Raw genomic sequence first — 24,218 nt, forward strand, 5'->3', positions numbered from 1 at the left:
AAAATCAAAAAAAGATAGAATAATTAAAAGAACAAAAAATGTCTAACTATCAAAAAATTAATGTAGTACAACTTGGCAATATTTCGGAAACGATGCTCATTACCCTTTGGGCAAAAGCAGCGGAGACCAAACACTCTCAACCTGTTCTATACGATGAAAAGGCGGTAGAAATAGTTGGTAAAATTGATTATGATTTCAGTAAATTCAAACGGGTAAACTTATCGCAATTAGGGGTTTGCGTTAGAGCAAAACTCATTGATAATGAAGTAAAAAGATTTATCAAAAAATTTCCCGACGCTGTTATTATACAACTCGGAGCAGGTTTAGATGCTCGTTATCAACGACTTGGAAATCCTCCGATAACTCATTGGTACGACCTTGATTTAGAAGAAGTTATCACAGTTCGAAAAAAATTCATTGAACCAACAGAAAAAAATACTTTCTTATCAATGTCTTTGTTTGATAATCAATGGATTGAAAAAGTAAAATCACACAATAAGCCAGTTTTTGTCATTGCGGAAGGTGTGTTAATGTATTTTGAAGAAAAAGAAATACGTTCGTTTTTTGAAAATCTTTGTACTAATTTTCAGGAACTTACTGTGGTTTTTGATATGTTGTTTTACAAAGGTGTCGGTCGAGCAAAAAGACACGCGACGCTCAAAACAATGAAAAACGTTCCGGAATTCAAATGGTCATTGCTCAATACTCACGATATGGAAAAATGGCACAAGAAAATTCATATTGAAAAAGAATACTATATGAGTGATTTTTACGGAAAACGACTTCCTTTCTTTTGGCGATTGTTATACAAAATACCTTACGTCTATAAGAATTTGAATCAACGTGTAGTACGTTTAAAAATAAAATAAACGGTCGTATTATGAAAAGTATGATGATAGTTTCGATTGTCAGGCTGAGCGAAGTCGAAGCCTTGTATGTAATAATAAGGCTTCGACTTCGCTCAGCCTGACAGAAATATCCTCTTTTTTAAGGTATCATACTTTTGCATCACTTCCAAAATAAACTACTGATTTTTTGAATCTTAAAAGAATATTAATTACAAATACATAAATATGATGAATACAAAAATGTTTTTAAAGGCTTTTGCAGCTACTCTTTTAATGGTAAGTTGTGGAGAAAAAGATGATAACAATCCGGTTGTTCCGGTTGGGAAAGCTGCTGATGTTTTGATTCAAACGGCAATTGTTAATCAAGATGGACAATCGGGAAGTGGTTACATACAATTGCTTGAAGGGATTGCTCCCAGAACTGTTGACAACAAAAATGCAATCCCCGCCGGAGTTAGCATTCCTCCGTTTGTTTATAAAAATTGGATTTTTACGCTTCCCAATTTCTTTGGGTCTGACGTGTCAGAGATTGGTAAATTGGTTCGCGAAAACGGACAATTAAAAAAAGTAGGTGCGTTACCTGTACCTGGAATGTCGCAAGCAACACACCTTACTTTTGTCAATGACACAAAAGCGTATGTGGGACTCACAGGATTGGGTAAAATTTTTATTTTCAATCCTACCACGATGGAAAAAACAGGCGAAATTGATTTGAATACGTATGGCGACCCCAATCCGGAGCCTTCGGGAATGATTGTTCGTGATAATCACTTGTTTGTAACACTTGGGCAATGGAAGGCAGGTACTTGGTTTCCGAAAGAAAAGGTAGTTGAGGTGTTAATTATTGACATTCAGACCGATGAGGTAATAAAACATATCAAAGAAACTAAAAGCGAATTTTCATTTCCAACCAATCCCGGAGATAAAATATTGATGGATGCCGATAAAAATATCTATATACATTGTATAGGAGCCTATGGGGAAGTGCCAGGATTCGATGGTGGGATTTTGCGTATCAAAGCCGGTGAAACTGATTTTGACCCCGATTACATCATTAAGTTTAATGAAACAGTAATTTCCGGTGAGTCTGGGAAAATTAGTTATCTCCGCCCAGCAAACTTTGAGTTCAATGGTAAAACGTACGGATATGCTTATATTAAGGAATATTCTTCCAATGTGGTTAGTCCATTGAATGTTGCTTATATTCCGTTAGAAATTGATTTGAACGCCAAAACGTTTAAACGAATTAAAGAACTTCCTGTAACTAACGGATATTCAACAGCTTTAGGTAAATATGAAGATAAAGTAATTTTTGGCTGTACTGGCAAAACTACCAAAGGCTTTTATGTACACGACCCCAAAACAGGAAAAACAAGTAGTGAACCTGTCATAAAAGTAGAAGGTTTTCCGCAAATGTTTTACTGGTTTGAAAAATAAGTATTAATCATTTTAAATCAAGAGATTGTGCCTAATTGAGTACAATCTCTTTTCTTATTACATCAATAGCAGAATCTACTTGAGAGAAAGACTTGTTAGAAAATTCATTATCTATTTTTTTTCAATCTGAAAAATAGAAAATAACTTTCTCTGTTCGGATTATTTTTTACTTTTGCAAAAAAAATAAAAATAATGAAAGGAAAAGCAATATTTTTGAGTTTTATTTTTGCATTGTGCCTAATTGCCTGTAACGACGGAGATTTAGAAGTAGGAACTATTTCTTTTGAGAATTCAGACGTCTTATCCTGTACAAGTGATACAACTGCCACATTCTTATTTAAATATAATTCAAAACAAGCCTTAATTCTGGAATTACCAAAAGGAGTTTTAAAAAATAGCGAAAATACAGTATCTGGCATCATATCAAACGATTACAAGCTATATTATAGAACTTTTAGTGATGCAGTGAACACTTCTTATTTTTGCGGAAGCTATCCTCCCTCATCGCCTTCCGTTACATCTCAGTTTGAGGCAACCGGAGGGAAAATTTCAATCATAACCAAACCTATTTTGAATGAAACCACACAAGAATTGCTCCGTTATGACCATCTGATAACCATCACAGATTTAGTAATATTGAATTCTGAAGGCAATAAGTTAGTGGATTCAAACTTTATTTTCGGAACATATCAAACTAAAAAATAAAATTCCTACTTTGTCAATTCGGAGAAAAGTTGTTCTAACGTTTTATGCTTATGATTGATTTGCAGGATTTTAAGTCCATTTTCTTTTGCAAAATCAAAAACAGCAGGACGCATATCTTTTTCCGTATCAAATGAAATATTGTACAGAAACTCAAATTCGTTAACAACTGATTTTACATTTGGGATTTGCTTTAAGAGGCGTTCTTCCACTCTGAAATCAAATGCAACTTCAATAATTTGTTCGTTTCCTTGAAGTTCTGACATTCTTTTATCTAAAACGATACTTCCTTTGTTCAACACGATAACTCTATCGCAAATCGCTTGAACTTCCTGCATAATGTGAGATGAAAGTAGGACTATTTTATTTTTTCCCAAATCTTTTATAATACTGCGAATTTCAACAAGTTGATTAGGGTCAAGTCCTGTAGTTGGTTCATCTAAAATTAAAATTTCAGGGTCGTGAATTAATGCCGAAGCAAGCCCAACACGCTGGCGATAACCTTTTGAAAGTTGCTCTATTTTTTTATTGCTTTCAGGAGTAAGTCCGGTAATTTCAATTACTTCCTCTATTCTATTTCGAGGAATTTTCCCATATAAATCAGCCATAAAAGATAGATATTCACGAACATACATCTCCAAGTACAATGGATTATGTTCTGGCAGATATCCTATTTTTTTTTGAGCTAAAATGGGATTTTTCAGCATATTAATCCCATTGATTTGAATTTCTCCTTCGGTAGGAATTAACGAACCTGTAATCATCTTCATTGTTGTGGATTTCCCTGCTCCATTAGGTCCTAAAAAACCTGTTATTTCACCTTTTTTAAGGCTAAAACTGATATGATTTACAGCTATTTGACTTCCGTACTGTCGTGTTAATTCTCTTACTTCAACTGACATATTTCAAAATTTTTGTTCAAAAGTACAGATTTTGAATGAAACAACAAACTTTTGGCAAAGAGTACAACTTGCTTCTGTTCTTCAAAAAAGGAAAAATATTTCATTTTAAAAACCAATAAACATTTAATTATCAAAATACTTCGGAAGAATATCCTGAAAATTACACTTCTGATATATTTTGCTAAAAAACTATTAAATGTTATCAAAACTTAATTTCATACTATTTTCCTTCTTAATATCTGCAGGAAATTAATTTTTTTTATGTAAGTTTGCCTCTTTAATTAAGTGTGGCACTCATTTTGCTTCTACTGTTTGGTATATTTTTACAAAAAATATGGGTTATTTTTAACGTACAATCTTTAAGCTATTTTTTACACAATGAGAAATCTTTCAATATCACTTACGCTATTATTTATCTCTTTTGCTTCGTGTAGTTTTGTGAGCAAAAAGTTTGATGATCCGGAGAAAGACAAACTTTTGGTGGAAATCATCCAACACATTCTTACAAACAAACATTTCAGTCCCATTGAAATCAATGACGATTTTTCCAAACAAATGTATAAAAACTACATTGAGCATTTGGACAGCCAAAAACGTTATTTTTTACAATCTGACATCAATGAATTCAAAAAATATGAAACTCGTTTGGACGATGATTTGAAAAATGATGACCTTACATTCTTCAATCTTACTTATAACAGATTGATTCAAAGGATAAAAGAAGCGGAAGAAATTGCCAAAGATATTTTCAAAAAACCTATTAATTTTTCATCAAAGGAAACCATTAATACTGATTTTGAAAAGATTCCGTATGCAAAAAACAAAGCCGAATTGCAAAAACGTTGGCAAAAAATCATTACGTTTTCAATTTTATCAAGCTATGTAACAAAAGAAAAAGAAGAAAAAACCAAAAAGGAAAAAGACGCCAAATATAAAGTAAAATCAGAAGAAGAATTACGAAAAGAAGCTACCGAAACTTCCGAAAAAACACTCCTCGAACTGTTTTCATTCTTCAATGATATGGTAAAAGAAGAATGGTTCAGTATTTATGTTAATTCAATGACTGAAACTTTCGACCCTCACACCAACTATATGGCTCCCGACATCAAGGATAATTTTGACCGAGATATGTCAGGAAAATTTGAGGGAATTGGTGCTCAATTACAGAAAAAAGCAGATGGTATCCGCATTACGGGCGTGATGCTCGGCGGTCCGGTTTGGAAAGGAAAACTTTTGGAAGTTGGTGATTACATCTTAAAAGTAGCACAGGGAAGTGAAGAACCTGTAGATGTGGTGGGTATGCGTCTGGATAATGCCGTTAAACTCATAAAAGGGCCTAAAGGAAGCGAAGTGCGACTTACCGTAAAACGTGTTGACGGAACTATTGAAGTAGTATCTATCATCCGTGATATGGTAGAATTGGAGGAAACATTTGCCAAAGCCGCAATTATTGAAGATGGCGACAAAAAATACGGTATCATCAATCTACCTAAGTTTTACATCGATTTCAAAAATCACAGAGAAAGAAATGCTGCATCAGATGTTGCTTTAGAAATTGAAAAACTTAAAAAAGAAAATATCGATGGTTTAATCATTGATTTGCGAAATAATGGTGGTGGTTCGTTAAAAGCCGTTGTTGAACTTGGTGGTTTGTTTATCAAAAAAGGACCTATTGTTCAAGTAAAATCGCCTCGTGGTCGTATTGATGTTTTGTCAGATACGGACCCTCGCATACAGTGGGATGGTTCGTTGGTTATTCTGGTGAATGAATTATCAGCTTCTGCCTCTGAAATTTTGGCAGCCGCTATGCAAGATTATAAAAGAGCTATCGTAATTGGAGGAAAACAAACTTTCGGAAAAGGAACAGTTCAAAGTTTTGAGGATTTAAACAATTATGTTCGTCAAAATTCATTCGGAGATTTGGGTGCTTTGAAATACACTATCCAAAAATTCTATCGTATTAATGGAGGCTCTACTCAATTGGAAGGAGTAAAAAGTGACATCATCGTTCCGGATAAATATAAATATATCGACATTGGAGAGCGTGACCTAACAAACGCAATGAAATGGGATAAAATTGATCCTGTGCAGTTTGAATCTTGGCAAAATCAAGCTAATTTTAACAAAGCCATTGAAAACAGCAATAAAAGAATTGGTGAAAATACACATTTAAAGCTCATTGATGAAAATGCTAAATGGGTAAAACAACAACAGGACAAAAATATTTTCCCTTTAAATCACGAAGCATACAAAAAAGTTGTTGAAAAAGATGAAGAAGAAGCCAAGCGATTTAAAGCCATTTCGGATTACAAATCAAAGTTGAAATTTGCTTCTCTTCCTTCTGAGGAAGCTAAAATACAAGGTAATGAAGATTTGAAATTACGTCGTGATCGTTGGCACGAAACGCTACAACAAGATGTTTACATTGATGAAGCTGTAAATGTTTTAAAAGATTTGAATGCGAAATAGTTAAATAGAGAAATTTATAATTTTTCAGGCAATTTAGAAATGAAACTTGTGATTTCGTTTCTAAATTGTCTGTTTTTTAAGTATTTATGTTGTGAAGAAATTTAAAATTAAATATTTCATAATATTTAATTATTGATTTATTTAATTTTTTATTGTATTTCCCTAACTTTTTTATACCTTTACGGAATTATTTTGAAAAGTATTAAAAATTGGCACAATCAATTGAAAAATTCAACAGACGAAGATTAATAACTTCTTATTTTTCAGTGATAATAAGTATCACTTTGGTATTATTTCTATTGGGTATTTTAGGATTTTTGATTTTAAGTTCAAAACGATTAGCAAATTATTTCAAAGAGCAAGTTTCAATGACAATTTTTTTGAAAGATGATGCTAAAGAAGCCGATATTGAACAATTACAGAAAACCCTTTCCATTGCAGAATATGTTAAATCACTGAAATTCATACCAAAAGAGGTTGCAGCAGAAACTTTTAGTGAAGAAGTTGGAGAAGATTTTGTTACTTTCATCGGTGATAATCCATTGCAAAATTCTATTGATTTGAGTTTAAAAGCCGAGTTTGCAGAACCTGAAAAGATGAAGGAACTTGAGAAAGAATTATCTCAAAATTCTTTCGTTTCCGAAGTAGTTTACGATAAGTCTTTAATTACGCTTATTCACGAAAATGTAAACAGAATTGGAGTTATACTGCTTATTTTCAGTGGTTTATTTACTTTTATAGCTATTCTGTTGATAAATTCTTCTATTCGTTTATCTATATACTCTAAACGATTCATTATCAAAACAATGCAACTTGTCGGTGCAACTCGTGGATTCATTCGCCGACCGTTCATTTTAACAAATATTCGCTTAGGAATTTTAAGTGCGGTTCTCGCCGTATCGCTTCTATATGGTTGCTTGACGTATATTGGCTCAATATCTCCTGAATTTGAGATTTTTTCAAGCACCGATGATATGATTATTGTTTTCACAGTCATCTTCATCATAGGAATATTAATTACTTGGATAAGTACTTTTTTTGCTGCCCAACGATTCTTGAATTTAAATACCAACGACCTTTATTACTAAAAATAAAATATATTAAATTTTTCAATATTCACATTATGAATAAACATCATTCAACATTAATTTTTGGAAGAAAGAACTATATTTTTATGCTTATTGGATTAGCTATCATTACATTAGGATTTATATTAATGAGTGGAGGAGGAAGCGACAACCCGAATGTTTTTGACCCTTCTATCTTCAGTTTCAGACGCATTCATTTGGCTCCTACTTTAGTTCTGTTGGGTTTTGCCGTTGAAATTTATGCCATTTTGTTGAATCCTAATAAATCTAAAAAATAATGAATACGATTGAAGCTATCATAATTGCTATTATTGAAGGACTTACGGAATATTTGCCAATTTCATCCACAGCTCATATGGGCTTTACAGCTTCTTTGCTTGGTATTGAAGAATCTGAATTTCTGAAAATGTTTCAAGTTTCCATTCAATTTGGAGCGATTCTTTCTGTAGTTGTTTTATATTGGAGAAAGTTTTTTGATTTTTCAAACTTAAATTTTTACATCAAACTGATTTGTGCCGTGATTCCCGCTCTTATTTTGGGAAAATTATTCGATGACAAAATAGAAGCTGTTTTAGGCAATCAAATTGCTATTTCAATTGTGTTAATTGTGGGGGGGATTATTCTGCTTTTTGCTGATAATTGGTTCAAAAATCCTAAAATCACCAATGAAAAGGAAATTTCAATAAAAAAATCCGTAATCATTGGTTTTTGGCAGTGTTTGGCTATGATGCCTGGAACTTCTCGCTCTGCTGCATCAATTATTGGTGGTATGACACAAGGACTTAGCAGAAAAGCAGCTGCTGAATTTTCTTTTTTTCTTGCAGTGCCAACGATGCTTGCCGTTACTGTTTATTCCATTTTTCTTAAAGATTGGGGGATTGGAACTGTAAAACAAAAAGGCTATGAAATGATTTTATCTTCCGAGCAAAATATTTTAATCTTCATCATTGGAAATGTCGTTGCCTTCATTGTTGCAATGATTGCTGTAAAATCTTTCATACATTTACTAACTAAATACGGATTTAAAATTTGGGGCTATTACAGAATTATCATTGGTATAATTTTGCTTATATATTTTGTAAATAGATAATAAGAATATAAAAAATCCGAAGCACTAAACTTCGGATTTTTATTTCAATGTTTTTGTTACCTTACTCTTTGCCAATATTGCGTTCTACCTATGAGAGAAATTCCGACATAACCTCTCACTTTCAATTTATTAGAATTTTCCAAAGTCATATTACATTTATACTCTTTTCCTGTTTTGGGGTCTAAAATTTTTCCTCCACTCCATTCATCCCCATCCTTTTTCAAGTCGGTAATGATAATTAAGCCCAAATAAGGTTTATTTTTATTCTTTCCGGAACAAGCAGAACAAACGGCATTTTTGTTTTTCTCTTCCAAAAGTTCTACAAGTTTTCCATAAATCAAACCATTTTTCTCATAGATTTCAACTATTGATTTTTCCTTACCTGTCTCATCATCAACGGTTTTCCATTTACCCAGAACACTTTGTGCTTGTAGTGCAAATATAGAAACAAAAACAAGCAAACAAGTCATTACATTCTTTCTCATATTTATGTTTTATGAAATTTTTCGCACAAATATAAAAAAAGAATACAGAAAAGCAAAAAAAGAGAACAAATTCACTTAATTTTCTTTAAATTTCTGAATTTTATTTCTCATAAAATCCCATTTGGTCTATATATTGCCAAACTTTTGGAGCTAATAACGGGCGTACATTTCTTTTTTCCTTAATTTCATTTCGAATGAACGTTGATGATAATTCAATTATGGGAGCATTAATTCTTATTATATTAGTCTGATTTTCAAATCCTTCAGGAATATCTCCTTCTGAAATGCGAGGATAAACAAAAATGGGATAATTTTTCAAAATATACTCATAGTTTTTCCATTTATGAAAACTTTTAAGATTATCCTCTCCCATTATCAAAGCAAAATCAAACGTAGGATATTTTTCTCCTAAATAAGCTAATGTATTTACTGTATAATTAGGTTGAGGCAAGTTAAATTCTATGTCGGAAGGACGCAATTTTTCATACTCTTCAACTGCCCTATGAACCATTTCAAAACGGCTGTAATTATCTAATAATGAATGCTTTTCCTTAAAAGGATTTTGAGGAGTTACCACAAACCAAAGTTCGTCCATTGTGCTATGTTCCACCAAATGATTTGCAATAATTAAATGCCCTACGTGGATTGGGTTAAATGACCCAAAAAACAGTCCTACTTGCTTTTTGCTCATTATAAATTATTTTAACTTTAAAAACTCACCAACCACATTTTCAGCTTCTTGCAACGCTTTCTGCAAATTGTCATTTTCTATTATTATATCAAATTTTTCAGCCTGAGCCAATTCTTGAGAAGCTTTATCTAATCGCATTTTTATTTTATCTTCACTTTCCGTTTGCCGATTCCTCAATCTTTTTTCCAATTCTTCAATACTTGGCGGCTTCACAAAAATAGCCAAACTCTGTTCGGGAAATTGTTCTTTTATTCGTAATCCTCCAATTACATCGATATCAAAAACAACAGTCTTCCCGAGCGACCACAAACGTTCCACCTCTGTTCTTAAAGTTCCGTAAAAATTTCCTGCATAAACTTCCTCCCACTCCAAAAAATCGCCTAAAGCAATTCGTTTTTTAAATTCATCTACTGAAAGAAAGTAATATTCCTTTCCGTGCTGTTCTTCTCCTCTGGGAGCTCTTGAAGTTGCTGATATAGAGAATGCTAAGTTTAACTTTTCAAGTGATAATAAATGCCTTACAATGGTTGACTTCCCGCTACCGGAAGGAGCAGAAAATATGATTAGTTTATTCATCTTAATTAAAAAATTCAAAAATTTAGTCTTAAATAAATCTCAGATTTATAAGACGTTTGAAACTTGTTCTTTAATCTTTTCAAGCTCATCTTTCATTTTTACGACAACCTGTTGCATTGGTGAAAAATTGGCTTTTGACCCCAACGTATTTACCTCTCTTCCAATTTCTTGAGCTATAAAACTTAATTTTCGTCCGTTGGATTCTTTTGAATTTAATGTCTCAATGAAATAATCCAAATGATTTTTCAACCGAATTTTTTCTTCTGTAATATCCAATTTCTCCAGATAAAAAATTAATTCTTGTTCAAAGCGGTTGGCATCTACATTACGGATTTCGGCTACGGCTTTCTCCAAACGCTCACGAACAAGTACCAAACGTTCTGAATCTAAGCCTTCTACTTCTTTCAGCAAATCTCGAATATTTTGTATTCTAAGAATAAAATCTTCTTTAAGTACGATACCTTCTTCAGCTCTAAATTTTTTTAAATCATTGATTGCTAAAACAATATGTTTCAATACAATTTCAAACTCATCCGAAGAAATATTTTCAACGGAAGTTTGTAACGCATCTGGCATACGCACAGCCATTTTCAAAAGTTCTGTCGTGTCTCCATCAACGATATTTTTCATCTGTGCTATGTACGATTTCACAACGTTTTCGTTGATTTTCACAGAAGTTTGAGCACTTGTATTCTCAACAAAAATGCTAAAATCTACTTTTCCTCGTTGCAATTCATCTGCTAGAATTTTACGAAATTCCAACTCCTTCTCTCTGTATATCAATGGAATACGAGTATTAACATCTATACTCTTGCTATTCAATGACTTAATTTCTATACTTACGTGCTTATCGGCAAGAGAAATAACACTTTTGCCGAAGCCAGTCATAGATTGTATCATAAATTCTTTTATTTTAGTATTTTAAAAACAAAAAGCAAATAATATTCTATACCTTATTGTTTTTCAGTTATTTATATTTTACTTATCTTATGTGTTTAGTCCAAGGTTTCAGCAACGTATTGCTTACCTCTCCAAAGCCAATGCGGAGATTGTGTTTTTTACAGTAACCTTTTATTGTAATTGTATCATTATCTTTTAGATATGTACGTTCACTTCCGCTATTAAGTATGATTTTTTTAGTTCCTCCTTGTGTAATTTCGAGCAAAGAACTGCCACTTTTATCGGTATTTCCGGAAATGGCTCCGCTTGACATCAAATCACCACTATTCACCTTACATCCGCTGATAGTGTGATGCGTAAGTTGCTGATCCATAGTCCAAAAAGTATTCAGATAATTTGTTTCTGAAATCATCGTTGTATCTCCTTTTGAATCTGTCAGAAATACCTCTAAATGAATATCATACGTGTAATTTTTTTCTTTTTGAAGGTACGGAAGAGGCTCTGGAATTTGCTTCTCTTTTTTAACTCTAAAAGGAGCCAAAGCATCCATTGTTACTATCCAAGGAGAAATTGACGAAGCAAAGTTTTTAGCTAAAAATGAAGAAGTTGGCTGTGTTCGTTCCCATTTTTGAATATCTCTCGCACTCCAATTGTTAAAAATCACCATCCCGAAAATGTACTCATCAGCCTCCCGAACAGGAACACTTTCTCCTAAAACATTTGCATCTGTGGTTATAAATGCCATTTCCAACTCAAAATCCACTTCATTTGATGGTAAAAGCTCTAATTTTGAAGCATCTTTTGGAAGAATCTGCCCATACGGACGGTGAATTGGGATTCCCGAAGGTACAATAGATGAACTTCTGCCGTGATATCCCAAAGGAAAACTCAATGGAGAAACCAAAAAATCTTCATATTGATTGATTTTTTTCAAATTTTCCATATAGGACATTTGGTCTTTGCTCGAATAAAAATTTGTATAATCCCCTATTCGAACAGGTAATTGCATTTCAATTTCATCCAAACTGAACAAAATTATCGCACGATGTTCCTCATTGTCCCTCAAAGAAGCGTTATTTACGTCAAATATTTTCGCGATACGATTTCTGACCAAACGCCAAGTTTTCTTTCCATCTGAAATAAAATCATTCAAACAATCCTGAGAGAAAATATCATCAGCCAAAGCAATTCCTTTGAAATATCCCAGACGATGCATAGCCCCTAAGTCAATCGCCGTATCCCCTATACGCGTTCCGATAGTTACAACATCATCGGGAGTTAAAAAAACTCCAAAAGGAATGTTTTGAATCGGAAAATCGGAATCTTCCGAGACATCAATCCAAGTTTGAAGTACTGGTGAAACTGAACTTTCAAACATATCTCTTACAATTTATAGTTTCCACACTTTTGAAGAAACAAATATATTATTTTGTGGCGTATAAATGAAATTTTTGACAAAAATATTTCTAAAATGAATACTTAAACAATTTATTCCTTTATAAATCACGTAAATAAAACAATCAAAAAATTTTTCATAAAAAAATACGCTAAAATATTACAAAAAGCATTACCTTTGGAGGATAATTTAAACAATTTGAAAACCATATGTTACGAGACAAACACATTTTTGAATTAATTGAAGAAGAAAAGGAAAGACAACTCCGTGGAATTGAGCTTATTGCCTCTGAAAATTTTGTAAGTCCACAGGTAATGGAAGCGGCTGGTTCAGTTCTTACAAATAAATACGCCGAAGGTTATCCCGGACGCCGCTATTATGGTGGTTGTGAAGTAGTTGATGAAGTTGAACAAATTGCTATTGACAGAGCAAAAGTACTTTTCGGAGCAGAATATGCAAATGTGCAACCTCACAGTGGTTCGCAAGCTAACGCAGCTGTTTACTCTGCTTGTTTGCAACCTGGCGACACTATTTTAGGATTAGACCTCGCTCACGGAGGACATCTAACTCACGGTTCTCCTGTAAACTTTTCAGGAAAGGTTTTCCGTGCCGTATCTTACGGAGTTGAAAAAGAAACAGGTAGGCTCAATTATGACAAAATTGCAGAAATTGCTCAAAAAGAAAAACCAAAAATGATTATTGCAGGATATTCTGCATATTCAAGAAATATTGATTTCAAACGTTTTAGAGAAATTGCAGATAGTGTTGGAGCTTTCCTTCTGGCAGATATTGCTCATCCTGCGGGACTTATTGCAAAAGGCTTACTAAATGACCCAATTCCTCATTGCCATTTTGTTACCACCACCACTCACAAAACACTTCGTGGACCTCGTGGCGGACTTATTTTAATGGGAAAAGATTTTGAAAACCCGTTCGGATTAAAAACTCCAAAAGGTGAAATCAGAATGATGTCATCTTTGGTAGATTTGGCTGTTTTCCCTGGAAATCAAGGAGGACCACTAATGCACGTCATCGCTGCAAAGGCAGTTGCTTTCGGCGAGGCTTTATCTGATGAATTTCTTCATTACACGATTCAAGTACAAAAAAATGCAAAAGCTTTGGCAAAAGCATTAATCGAAAAACAATACGATATTGTTTCCGGCGGAACAGATAACCATTTAATGCTCATAGACTTAAGAAATAAAAACATAAGTGGAAAAGATGCTGAAAAAGCACTTGTAAAAGCAGACATTACAGCCAATAAAAATATGGTTCCGTTTGATGATAAAAGTCCATTTGTAACTTCGGGAATTCGTCTTGGGGTGGCTGCTGTAACTACTCGAGGCTTAAAAGAAGATGATATGCAAATAATTGCAGATTTTATTGATGAAGTTATCAAAAATCATCAAAATGATGAATATTTAGAAGAAATTGCTGAAAAAGTAAATGATTTTATGGAAGATAGACCGTTATTTACTTTTTAATGCTTACATAAAACAAAAAATAGTCCTGAAAAAATCAGGACTATTTTTTATCTATGATATAATAATTAGTTATTAGGTAAAACTATCCATTCTCCTTTTTCAATAAGAGGCAAAGCTTGTTTATACTTCATTTCTTTTCGTTCACCTGTTCGAATATTCTGGATTGTAACTCGGTCATTTCTATTGATTTTAGGTTGTTCACGCACGATAGTTTCCACAACTTGCGGACGCTGCTGCGTTTGCTCCATCGCCTGCCGATGACGGCTCTCCATTTCATCACTATTCAAAACTTCTTCTTTTGAAGTTTGATAATTTTCCGGCTCGTGAGAAACTCTCGCTTCTTCTACAGGTTGCGTTTGTTGAGGCAATTCTGCTTTAAATAAGAACGAAACAATTTCTTTATTTACCTTTTCAATCATCGTTTTGAAAAGTTCAAATGCCTCAAATTTGTAAATCAATAGTGGGTCTTTCTGCTCGTGAACTGCCAACTGTACCGATTGTTTAAGTTCATCCATTCGGCGTAAATGTGTTTTCCATTCCTCGTCAATAATCGCCAAAGTGATGTTCTTTTCAAAATCGTTAATTAACTGTTTGCCATTTGACTCATAAGCTTCTTTTAAATCCGTAACGATATTAAGTGCTTTCTGTCCGTCCGTAAAAGGGACTACGATACGCTCATACGTATTTGACGGATTTTCGTATACATTTTTTATCACAGGGAAAGCAGTTTCAGCACTTTTCTCTGTTTTTTGTTGATAATGAGCTAAAACTTCTTTGTACAATTTGAAAACCAAATCATTAGCCGAAGTTTTCGCAAATTCAGATTCTGTGATTTGAGTTTTTAAAGAGAAATATTTAATCAACTCATATTCAAAGTTTTTGTAATTATTTCCGCCCTTGTTTCCTTCTACAATTACCTCACAAGTATCGAAAATCATATTCGCCAAATCCACTTTAAGACGTTCTCCTTCCAAAGCGTGACGACGTCGCTTGTAAATAACTTCGCGTTGTGCATTCATCACATCGTCATATTCAAGCAAACGTTTACGAATTCCGAAGTTATTTTCTTCCACTTTTTTCTGTGCGGCTTCAATTCGTTTGGTCATAATGGAATGCTGAATCACATCGCCTTCTTTATGCCCCAAACTATCCATTAATTTGGCAATACGCTCAGAACCAAATAGTCGCATCAAATTATCTTCCAATGAAACATAGAAGAGTGAACTTCCTGGGTCTCCTTGACGTCCTGAACGACCTCTAAGCTGTCTATCAACTCGGCGTGAATCGTGGCGTTCCGTACCGATAATAGCCAAACCTCCCGCATTTTTTACCTCAGGAGTAAGTTTGATATCCGTTCCACGACCCGCCATATTGGTTGCAATCGTTACCACACCAGGCTGTCCAGCCTCTGCCACAATGTCAGCTTCTTTTTTGTGTAACTTGGCATTCAATACGTTATGTTTAATTTTTCGCATTGTAAGCATTCGGCTTAATAATTCGGAAACTTCCACCGAAGTAGTACCAATAAGCACAGGACGACCAGCTTCCGACAAGCGTACAACTTCCTCAATTACAGCGTTATATTTTTCACGTTTTGTTTTGTAAATCAGGTCATTTTGGTCTTTACGAGCAATCGGACGATTTGTTGGAATTTCCATTACATCCAATTTGTAAATTTCCCAAAACTCTCCTGCTTCCGTGATTGCCGTACCGGTCATTCCCGAAAGTTTGTTGTACATACGGAAGTAATTTTGCAACGTGATAGTAGCGTAGGTTTGCGTTGCTGCTTCAATTTTTACATTTTCCTTAGCTTCAATGGCTTGGTGTAACCCGTCGGAATAACGGCGACCATCCATAATACGCCCTGTTTGTTCATCAACAATCAAGACTTTATTGTCAATTACCACATACTCAACATCTTTCTCAAATAAAGTATAAGCCTTTAATAATTGGTTAAGAGTGTGGATGCGTTCACTTTTCACACTAAATTCTTGGAAAAGTTTTTCTTTTAGAGCAGCTTCTTCTTCAATAGGAAGATTTTGTTTTTCAATATTTGTTATCTCAATACTAACATCAGGAAGCACAAAGAAATTTTTATCTCCGTCAAAAGAAATATCTGCAAAACCTTTGTCTGTCAGTTCAATCTGATTACTTTTTTCATCAATCACAAAATAAAGTTCTTCATCAACTTTTGGCATCTCGCGATTGTTATCCTGCATATAATAATTCTCAGTTTTTTGGAGAAGCTGCTTCACACCTTCCTCACTTAAAAACTTGATAAGTGCCTTATTTTTAGGTAATCCGCGATGTACACGAAGTAGCAAAAATCCACCATCTTTGGTATTTCCTTCGGCAATAAGTTTACGAGCATCGGCAAGAACCTTTGTTAAATATTGTCGTTGTTTTGAAACCAAATCAGACACAATAGGTTTGAGTTCATTAAACTCGTGGAGTTCACCCTTAGGCGTTGGTCCTGAAATAATTAACGGTGTACGGGCATCATCTACCAAAACAGAATCCACCTCATCGACAATGGCATAGTTATGAGCTCGTTGAACCAAATCGGCAGAGGTATGTGCCATATTGTCACGCAAATAATCAAATCCAAATTCATTATTTGTTCCGTAAGTGATATCAGCATTATACGCTTTGCGACGCTCTTCCGAGTTAGGTCGGTGATTATCAATACAATCTACACGCATTCCGTGAAATTCAAACAACGGAGCCATCCACGCACTATCCCTTCTTGCCAAATAATCATTCACTGTTACCAAATGAACTCCATTTCCTGTTAGGGCGTTCAAATATACAGGCAATGTTGCTACAAGTGTCTTACCTTCACCGGTTTGCATTTCTGCAATTTTTCCCTGATGCAAGGCAATTCCTCCAATAAGTTGCACATCATAATGCACCATATCCCACGTAACCTCCTTACCTGCTGCGTCCCACGAATTTTTCCAGATAGCTTTATCTTCTTCAAGAGTTACATAACTTTTTATTGCCGAAAGTTCTCTGTCATAAGGAGTTGCAGTAACAGTTAGGGTTTCATTATTAGCAAATCGTTTTGAAGTTTCTTTAACAACGGCAAAAGCCTCAGGGAGAATTTCATTTAGCGTTTTTTCAGAAATTTCATAAGCTTCTGTGTTTAACTTATCTATTTCTGTGTACAAATCTTCTTTTTTATCAATGTCCTCAGTTTGATTTGCTTGTTGCTGTAAATCAAATATTTTGGCATCTATTTCAGCTCTTGCACCTTTAATTTTTTCTTTGAATTCGATAGTTTTTGCACGTAACTCATCGTTAGAAATATTTTCCAACTGATTGGCGTAGGTTTTTATTTTCTCAACAATAGGCTGAATTGCCTTCAAATCCTTTTTTGCTTTATCACCTACAAAGATTTTTATTAGTGAATTTACAATATTCATATATATTTAATTAAAAACGAAATTATTAACAATCTGATAACATTTATTTTCCTTAATCTTTGGCAGGACTGCCCAATAATTGTACCATTTTCGGAAAAACTGACAAAAATTCAGTTCTTTACCAAAACAAAAAAAGTCTCTTATCTTTCAAGAGACTTTTTCTTCTATGTTCAAAACGCATTAATATTCATCTTCATTCCAAAAGTAATCCTCATCAGAAGGATAATCAGGCCAAATTTCCTCAATTGACTCATACATATCACCTTCATCTTCAAGAGATTGTAAATTCTCAACAACTTCCATCGGAGCTCCAGTTCTGATTGCATAATCAATCAGTTCATCTTTTGTTGCAGGCCAAGGCGCATCACTCAAATAAGATGCGAGTTCTAACGTCCAATACATAATGTTTTTAGGTATTAAATTTTTGTTCCACAATTTTTTTGCAAAAGTAATTTTATTTTTCAATTGTACAAACATTTTAAGTTTTTATTTTCAACACGCTAATAAAAATTAAAAATTAACATTTAACGTTTCCATTTTCAGCAAAATATTTCTTAAATAATTCTTCTGTATTGATAAATTTAATATTTTTGCATACGTAACTGATAAATATATGATTGTAAGCCAAATTCCGTTTGAACAAATTCATTTTTTTTCATCTCTTATAAGTGACTACGTACTTGAAAAAGAGCAATTACGTAGTTTTTATAATCACTTTCCGAATGCTTCAAACTTCAAAAAGCAAATTGAAGAAAAACAAAACAATTTTACCGATGAAGCAAGAATTCGTTTGGTTCAATCTTTAAAAGAACAATATTCTGAGATAAAAACATCTCCAAAAGTACTTGAAAATATTGAACTTTTGAGCCAAAAAAACACGTTTACAATTACAACGGGGCATCAGTTAAGTCTGTTCACGGGGCATCTTTATTTTGTTTACAAAATTATATCCACTATCAATACGGCAAAAATTCTTTCTGAAAAATATCCTGATTTTAAGTTTATTCCGATATATTGGATGGCAACAGAAGATCACGATTTTGAAGAAATAAATCATTTTCACTTACAAAACAAAAGTCTGTATTGGAACAGCTCCGAAAAAGGAATGACAGGAGCATTCAAAACAAATTCTCTCGATAGCGTTTTCGATGTTTTCAAAAAATCAATCGGGCTTGGAAAAAATGCTGATTTTCTGATTGATTTATTCCAAAAAAGCTACTTGGAACACAATAATCTTGCTGATGCGACTCGCTTTTTGGTAAACGCACTTTTTGAACAATACGGAGTGGTTATTGTAGATGGAAATCATCGTGAACTTAAAAAATCGTTTATTCCTTATATCAAAAACGACTTATTAGAAAACATTGCTTATCAAGAAGTTACAAAAACCATTTCAGAAATTCAGGATATAAATAAAACGTATCCCGTACAAGTAAATCCACGTGAAATTAATCTTTTTTATCTTACCGACAACGGAAGAAATCGCATCGTTTATTCCGAAAAAAAAGGATTTGAAATTCATCAAACGGATATTTCTTTTAGCAAAAGTGAAATTCTGGAAGAATTGGAAAAATATCCCGAACGTTTCTCTCCAAATGTAATTATGCGTCCTCTGTATCAAGAAGTTATATTACCGAATTTGGCTTACATTGGTGGAGGTGGAGAAATTGCCTACTGGCTGGAACTCAAACGTTTCTTTGAAGCAGAAAAGGTTCCTTTTCCAATACTAATGCTCCGAAATTCAGCGTTATTAGTATCTGAACGTCAGTATGATAAAATCAAAAAATTGGAGATTTCCATAACAGATTTATTTTTAAAAACAGATGATTTAAAAAATAGAAAAGTTAAAGAACTTAGTGATTTCCCAATTGATTTCACCCAACAGAAAAATGCTCTAAAAAAACAATTCTCGGATTTGTACCTAATTGCTGAAAAAACTGACATCACTTTCAAAAATGCAGTTAAAGCACAGGAAACAAAACAGTTAAAAGGATTGGATAAACTCGAAAAACGATTGCTCAAAGCACAAAAACGAAAATTCACGGACGAGTTACAACGCATCATTTTTCTACAAAGTGAACTCTTTCCAAATAATTCGTTGCAGGAACGTTTTTCCAACTTTTCTCATTTTTATCTGACACAAGGTGCTGATTTTATTCCAAATTTAGTTGATATTTTCAATCCGTTCAGCTTTCAATTTTTAGTTATAAAATATTAATTTTTATCACATAAATGGAATATATTCTCACAAAATATTTACCTGAAAACGCTGTTTCACCTTGTTTTGAGCTTATCAAACTTCATAAAATACACTTGAAAATTGTCAGTACACGCAAAACAAGACACGGAGATTATAGGCAACTATCTAACGGGCAACACCTTATAACCATCAATGCAAACAGTAACAAATATCGTTTTTTAATTACACTCATCCACGAAATTGCTCATTTATTGGCTTTTGAAAAATTCGGAAGACGAATTAAACCACACGGAAGTGAATGGAAATACACTTTTCGTATGTTGATGCTACCTTTTATTTCGCCAAGTATTTTTCCTTCTCAATTATTGGGAATTGTTGCTAATCACTTTAAAAATCCGGCTGCAAGTAGTGATATTGATCCTGTTTTATCAATCGCCCTAAAAGATTTTGATGAAGAAGAAGTCATCAACTTTGTTTTTGAATTGCCTATGGGAAGCATATTTCGTACCAAAGATGGGAGAGTTTTCCAAAAAGGCAAAAGAAGAATCAAATGTTATGAATGTATCGAAATAAAAACGAAAAAAATTTACATTTTTCAACCTCACGCAGCGGTAGAACCTCTAAAATCATAATTTACAATTACATCTATTCTGAAAAATAGAAATTAAAACATACAGAATGATAATCATCGGGACGGCAATAAGCTGAAAAAATAGTAATCCTAACACGCTAAATATCAAAAAAATATATTTTACCTTATTATTTTGAAAAGAATAATCTTTGAATTTTAATGCAAACAACGGAATTTCAGCATTTAACATATAACTACTTAAAAGAGTAATTCCCGCCAAAACCCATATATTTTGTAAAAAATTTTGAAGAAAATCAATTGAATAATGTTGCAAAATAACTGGTAACGACAAGATAAACAACGCATTGGCAGGTGTTGGTAAGCCTATAAAACCCGTAGCTTGCCTTGTGTCAATGTTGAACTTCGCCAACCGATATGCCGAAGCCAGTGTAATAAAAAATCCGAAGTAAGGGAATATTTCTGCAAATAAGCCATTAGTCTGAATCACAAAGCTACTTCTTGAAAGCAACTGAAACATAGCTATTCCGGGAACAACTCCTGAAGTTACCATATCCGCCAAGGAATCCAACTGTAATCCCAAATCGGATTTTACATTTAACAAACGGGCAAAGAATCCGTCAAAAAAATCAAAAAATATTCCCAATGCAACGAAAAAAAAAGCCCAATCCAAACTACCTTGTACTGCCAAAACCACCGCAACTGTTCCGCAAAACAAATTTAATAAGGTGATAATATTAGGAATTTGTTTTCTCATCTTAAAAAAAGTAACACACAAGATGAAAACCAATTAAAACTCTCATCTTATGTGTTTTATATATAATTTATTATTCACACTTATCGTTATCTACATAATCCGGAATACCATCTTTATCACAATCTGGCAAGGTAGTTACTCCATAGTCATCACGTTTGATTTCCTTGATGGAAGGAATACCATCTCTGTCGTGGTCTGCGTTTTTGGTTTTTATCAGATGTATGATAAATATGAGCGGAGAATACGCAGGAATTCTTCCTGTCGCCGAGTTAAAATAAGCCACGCCTGATGGCATAAAGAACACCCCTACTCCACCATCTTTCGGAATGGTTAATGTTCCGTCTGTATTTGACATCACTCCTGATTTTGAATCTTTTAACAAAGAAACAGCCTCTCTAAAACCTAAAACAGAGCCCAAGTTTCCTTCACTTTTAGTACCCAATAAATCCATCCAGTTGGAGCGTGTATATCCCACCGTTTTATCAAATTCCTTACCATTTAGCAGTTGCCCTTTGTAAGCCACAAAAACAGAATCTGCAATAGTTGATTTTTCTCCAGTACCCTCTTGTACAGGCAAATAGTACATTTTATGACGTACTCTTTTATTATTTATATCGTGAACATCCAATTCCACAGTTTTAACTTTTTCAAACAAAGATGTTTCCGTTGCGTTTTTCCCTGCAATGGTATCTAACGTAACTTCATTATTTTCAAACTTATAGAAATGTGTTTTTAAATATGATACAATTGAAGACTCATTTTCATCTCGTACTTCTGTTACATCACGAGGAGGAGTTACTTTTTTATTATCGTCGTCATCTTTTTTACACGAAACCGCCACCAATGCCGATAACAAACTGATACTGAATATAGTTTTCTTTACCATACAAAAATTATATTTTTTGAGGGTGCAAGATACGAAATTATATTATTTTTGCACCATACTTTATAAATATTTAATATCAAAGATTTTTATGAGAATTGATAAATTCCTATGGTGTGTGCGTTATTTCAAAACCCGAAATATCGCAACGGAAGCCTGCAAAAAAGGACACATACGCATTAACGGTGAAGCAGTTAAGCCTTCACGGGAAGTTTTCGTTGGCGATAAAATTATCGTTCGTAAAAATCAGATTAACTACGAGTTAAAAGTTTTGGACGTTCCCCTTTCAAGAGTTGGAGCAAAATTGGTAGATTTATACCGACAAGATTTAACTCCTCCGGAAGCCTTTGAGCAAGCTGAAATACAAAAACTTGCACAAGAATATTACCGACAAAAAGGCGAAGGACGCCCTACCAAAAAAGACCGCCGTGCCATTGATAATCTCCTAAACGAAATTGATGATGACGATGATTTTTTTGATGAGTAAATAAAAGAAATTCCCTATGTGCTATAAAACAATAAGGAATTTAAAGTTTTGGTATTTATCTTACTTGAATACTTGTCTTCTTAGTTTTTGGGAAAAAATTTTCTTTGATGGAATATTAAAAATGCTAAAACTGTTCATAAACCGTTATTTCTTTTTTTATCACAGCAGCAGCTTCAAAGGTAATCATTTCACCTGTAGTTGTACAAGGATTCTTAACACCTATATACAAATTATTACCTATTTGTCTTATAGTATTTTCACTTATTTCAATAACTCCATTTTTCAGGCTTTCTCTTGAACCGATAATAAAATATTGAAAATCAGTCTTAGCAAGAAATTTCGATTGGTTTTTATAATCTAACAAATAAAAATCTGCTCGTCCTGAAGTTCCTTGTTCTGGAACTTCTATTTTGGAGGCTATTGCAGAGGTAATCCCTGTTGGGTCTAATAGTAAACTTGATAGTTGAGCTGCCAATCTCAAATTTTTAATAGGTGTTTTTGCCTCGGTAACAGCAACCGTGTAAAAAACTTTAACGGCATTTTTAGGAATTTCTAACGGAATAACAGTTCGAGTTTTACTACCAAATCCTAAATGAGTAGCACTATTCAAATAAAAATTCTGTTCGGCTTGAATCTGTACCGTTTCATAAATAATTTTAGTTTTTGGAGTTTTAGGCTGCCCTGAAGTACTTTCACTTCCTTCTGAAAGTTCTGCCTGAGGTTTTTGAGATTCATCATTACTTTCTTTTTGACATCCAATTAAGGTTGCTCCTACTAACAATAGTAATAGAAATACTTTTTGCATTTGTTTAATAAAAATTTAAAATTACCCCTACTCTGTTACAGGCTTTTCGGGTTACGCCTTATTTTAATGAATAAATATTCAATGAACAAAGAATAATTATACAATGAACAAGTAATAGTTTTTATAAAGAAATATTGTTCATTATTAATTTTTCATTGTCTTTTTCTATTTTTTTAGGATTTAACACTCCATTTTACCGGTTCCGAACCGCATTTAGACAGTCCCAAACTGCATTTACTCCCTCAAACAACCTATAAATTACAGTTTAAAACCTCTTTTTTGCGGTTATGAACCCCAATTTATCGGTTCTGAAGTGCTTTTTACCAATCTGCAACCTAATTTTTATGGTTCTGAACCGCATTTTATAGGTCTAAAATTTTTAAAATAGAATTTTTATTGCTTGGTTGTGCGTTTTCCGGACTTAAAAAACTGACTTAAAGCCTCCCAAATAGATTTAATTCCCGGAATATTCTCCTTGCTTAAAAATCGGATATGTCGGTAAAAGCTAAGCGAATTGAAATAATTATCGTGGTCAAGCAATACTTTGGTATCCGAAAGCTGTTCGGCAAGGTTTTCAAGTCGTTGCAAACGAGTTTCAATTTGCGTACGAGCCAGAAAATCACGGTCATATTCTTCCTTATCCAAAAAACTCGGCACATACTGGGGATACTGCTCCATTAGCTCCTTGCATTTGTTTACAAAAAGTTTGTTCTGCTCAGCGATACTGCCATACTGCCTACGCTCATCGGGAGTTAGGTTTACCGTTTTGCCTTTCAGTACGGTTTCAATAGATTGAAGAGCTGCGTCAAGCTTGCTCAGCTCCTCATCGGTAAAAGATACCTGAATCAAATTTTCAAAAGCCATATCTATACATTTTAAATTGTTAACTTACAAGAAAATAAAAAAATCCGCTTGATGGAGAAAGTTCTCTCCATCAAGCGGATATATATTTTAAAAAATTATATTATCTCGGCTGTCTAAACGCTGTGCTGTGCTGTGCTGTG

Annotated in this window: 23 protein-coding genes; 11 read left to right on the forward strand and 12 right to left on the reverse strand. The window is 33.6% G+C overall.

Going from position 1 to position 24,218, the window contains the following annotated elements; translation table 11 throughout:
• The first annotated feature begins 38 nt into the window (after window positions 1-38).
• From GN105_RS07925 to GN105_RS07935, 3 genes are all read left to right on the forward strand, one after another.
• Window positions 39-869 (forward strand): class I SAM-dependent methyltransferase, encoded by an 831-nt coding sequence (locus GN105_RS07925; RefSeq protein WP_155284878.1) that lies wholly within the window; start codon window positions 39-41, stop codon window positions 867-869.
• 204 nt (window positions 870-1,073) lie between these two features.
• Window positions 1,074-2,285 carry a DUF4374 domain-containing protein gene (locus tag GN105_RS07930; protein ID WP_155284879.1) on the forward strand — a complete coding sequence of 404 codons (1,212 nt, stop codon included), beginning with the start codon at window positions 1,074-1,076 and terminating at the stop codon, window positions 2,283-2,285.
• A gap of 192 nt (window positions 2,286-2,477) precedes the next feature.
• Window positions 2,478-2,990, forward strand: coding sequence for a hypothetical protein (locus GN105_RS07935; RefSeq protein WP_155284880.1), 513 nt, complete (start codon window positions 2,478-2,480; stop codon window positions 2,988-2,990).
• A gap of 5 nt (window positions 2,991-2,995) precedes the next feature.
• On the opposite strand, the gene gldA is transcribed toward GN105_RS07935, so the two are convergent.
• The gene (gene gldA / locus GN105_RS07940) at window positions 2,996-3,889 is read right to left on the reverse strand and encodes a gliding motility-associated ABC transporter ATP-binding subunit GldA (RefSeq protein ID WP_155284881.1); all 894 of its coding nucleotides are present in this window, start codon (window positions 3,887-3,889) and stop codon (window positions 2,996-2,998) included.
• Window positions 3,890-4,267: 378 nt separating this feature from the next.
• On the opposite strand from gldA, the gene GN105_RS07945 reads away from it, so the two are divergent.
• The 4 genes from GN105_RS07945 to GN105_RS07960 all read left to right on the forward strand — a co-directional run bounded on the left by GN105_RS07945 (window position 4,268) and on the right by GN105_RS07960 (window position 8,536).
• Complete coding sequence (locus tag GN105_RS07945; protein WP_155284882.1) at window positions 4,268-6,358, forward strand: carboxy terminal-processing peptidase; 2,091 nt, start codon at window positions 4,268-4,270, stop codon at window positions 6,356-6,358.
• A 209-nt stretch (window positions 6,359-6,567) separates the two neighbouring features.
• A complete protein-coding gene (locus GN105_RS07950; protein ID WP_155284883.1) occupies window positions 6,568-7,446 on the forward strand; it encodes a cell division protein FtsX in 879 nt (292 codons plus the stop codon).
• Between the two features lie 35 nt (window positions 7,447-7,481).
• Complete coding sequence (locus GN105_RS07955; RefSeq protein WP_155284884.1) at window positions 7,482-7,724, forward strand: DUF3098 domain-containing protein; 243 nt, start codon at window positions 7,482-7,484, stop codon at window positions 7,722-7,724.
• The gene (locus GN105_RS07960) at window positions 7,724-8,536 is read left to right on the forward strand and encodes an undecaprenyl-diphosphate phosphatase (RefSeq protein WP_155284885.1); all 813 of its coding nucleotides are present in this window, start codon (window positions 7,724-7,726) and stop codon (window positions 8,534-8,536) included. The genes GN105_RS07955 and GN105_RS07960 overlap by 1 nt, the downstream gene beginning before the upstream one ends.
• A 56-nt stretch (window positions 8,537-8,592) precedes the next feature.
• On the opposite strand, the gene GN105_RS07965 is transcribed toward GN105_RS07960, so the two are convergent.
• From GN105_RS07965 to fahA, 5 genes are all read right to left on the reverse strand, one after another.
• Window positions 8,593-9,021 carry a DUF2147 domain-containing protein gene (locus tag GN105_RS07965; protein WP_155284886.1) on the reverse strand — a complete coding sequence of 143 codons (429 nt, stop codon included), beginning with the start codon at window positions 9,019-9,021 and terminating at the stop codon, window positions 8,593-8,595.
• A 100-nt stretch (window positions 9,022-9,121) separates the two neighbouring features.
• Window positions 9,122-9,712, reverse strand: coding sequence for a nicotinate (nicotinamide) nucleotide adenylyltransferase (gene nadD / locus GN105_RS07970; protein WP_155284887.1), 591 nt, complete (start codon window positions 9,710-9,712; stop codon window positions 9,122-9,124).
• A 6-nt stretch (window positions 9,713-9,718) separates the two neighbouring features.
• Window positions 9,719-10,288: a guanylate kinase gene (gmk, locus tag GN105_RS07975; RefSeq protein WP_155284888.1), complete on the reverse strand. Its 570-nt coding sequence runs from the start codon at window positions 10,286-10,288 to the stop codon at window positions 9,719-9,721.
• A gap of 45 nt (window positions 10,289-10,333) precedes the next feature.
• Window positions 10,334-11,188, reverse strand: coding sequence for a YicC/YloC family endoribonuclease (locus GN105_RS07980; RefSeq protein WP_155284889.1), 855 nt, complete (start codon window positions 11,186-11,188; stop codon window positions 10,334-10,336).
• An 82-nt stretch (window positions 11,189-11,270) separates the two neighbouring features.
• On the reverse strand, window positions 11,271-12,566 hold the full coding sequence (gene fahA / locus GN105_RS07985) for a fumarylacetoacetase (RefSeq protein ID WP_155284890.1): 1,296 nt from the start codon (window positions 12,564-12,566) through the stop codon (window positions 11,271-11,273).
• Between the two features lie 227 nt (window positions 12,567-12,793).
• Here fahA and glyA point away from each other — a divergent pair, with 227 nt between their 5' ends.
• Window positions 12,794-14,068 (forward strand): serine hydroxymethyltransferase, encoded by a 1,275-nt coding sequence (gene glyA / locus GN105_RS07990; protein ID WP_155284891.1) that lies wholly within the window; start codon window positions 12,794-12,796, stop codon window positions 14,066-14,068.
• A 65-nt stretch (window positions 14,069-14,133) separates the two neighbouring features.
• Here glyA and secA read toward each other — a convergent pair whose 3' ends face one another.
• Together secA and GN105_RS08000 are read right to left on the reverse strand one after the other, a co-directional pair.
• Window positions 14,134-17,493, reverse strand: coding sequence for a preprotein translocase subunit SecA (gene secA, locus GN105_RS07995; protein ID WP_155284892.1), 3,360 nt, complete (start codon window positions 17,491-17,493; stop codon window positions 14,134-14,136).
• A 180-nt stretch (window positions 17,494-17,673) separates the two neighbouring features.
• Window positions 17,674-17,895: a DUF2795 domain-containing protein gene (locus GN105_RS08000; RefSeq protein ID WP_026193747.1), complete on the reverse strand. Its 222-nt coding sequence runs from the start codon at window positions 17,893-17,895 to the stop codon at window positions 17,674-17,676.
• Window positions 17,896-18,106: 211 nt separating this feature from the next.
• Here GN105_RS08000 and bshC point away from each other — a divergent pair, with 211 nt between their 5' ends.
• Both bshC and GN105_RS08010 read left to right on the forward strand, forming a co-directional pair.
• Entirely contained in the window at window positions 18,107-19,711 is a 1,605-nt protein-coding gene (gene bshC, locus GN105_RS08005; protein ID WP_155284893.1) for a bacillithiol biosynthesis cysteine-adding enzyme BshC, read from the forward strand.
• A gap of 14 nt (window positions 19,712-19,725) precedes the next feature.
• Complete coding sequence (locus tag GN105_RS08010) at window positions 19,726-20,325, forward strand: SprT-like domain-containing protein (RefSeq protein ID WP_155284894.1); 600 nt, start codon at window positions 19,726-19,728, stop codon at window positions 20,323-20,325.
• Here the strand turns inward: GN105_RS08010 and GN105_RS08015 are convergent.
• Entirely contained in the window at window positions 20,320-21,039 is a 720-nt protein-coding gene (locus GN105_RS08015; RefSeq protein WP_155284895.1) for a CDP-alcohol phosphatidyltransferase family protein, read from the reverse strand. The genes GN105_RS08010 and GN105_RS08015 overlap by 6 nt on opposite strands.
• A gap of 70 nt (window positions 21,040-21,109) precedes the next feature.
• Window positions 21,110-21,925: an FKBP-type peptidyl-prolyl cis-trans isomerase gene (locus tag GN105_RS08020; protein WP_155284896.1), complete on the reverse strand. Its 816-nt coding sequence runs from the start codon at window positions 21,923-21,925 to the stop codon at window positions 21,110-21,112.
• A gap of 88 nt (window positions 21,926-22,013) precedes the next feature.
• On the opposite strand from GN105_RS08020, the gene GN105_RS08025 reads away from it, so the two are divergent.
• A complete protein-coding gene (locus GN105_RS08025; protein ID WP_155284897.1) occupies window positions 22,014-22,409 on the forward strand; it encodes an RNA-binding S4 domain-containing protein in 396 nt (131 codons plus the stop codon).
• A gap of 124 nt (window positions 22,410-22,533) precedes the next feature.
• Here GN105_RS08025 and GN105_RS08030 read toward each other — a convergent pair whose 3' ends face one another.
• Together GN105_RS08030 and GN105_RS08035 are read right to left on the reverse strand one after the other, a co-directional pair.
• Entirely contained in the window at window positions 22,534-23,214 is a 681-nt protein-coding gene (locus tag GN105_RS08030) for a hypothetical protein (RefSeq protein ID WP_155284898.1), read from the reverse strand.
• 393 nt (window positions 23,215-23,607) lie between these two features.
• The gene (locus GN105_RS08035; protein WP_155284899.1) at window positions 23,608-24,078 is read right to left on the reverse strand and encodes a hypothetical protein; all 471 of its coding nucleotides are present in this window, start codon (window positions 24,076-24,078) and stop codon (window positions 23,608-23,610) included.
• Window positions 24,079-24,218: the final 140 nt, after the last annotated feature.

This window comes from Capnocytophaga felis (genome assembly GCF_009684755.1).
GTDB lineage: Bacteria > Bacteroidota > Bacteroidia > Flavobacteriales > Flavobacteriaceae > Capnocytophaga > Capnocytophaga felis.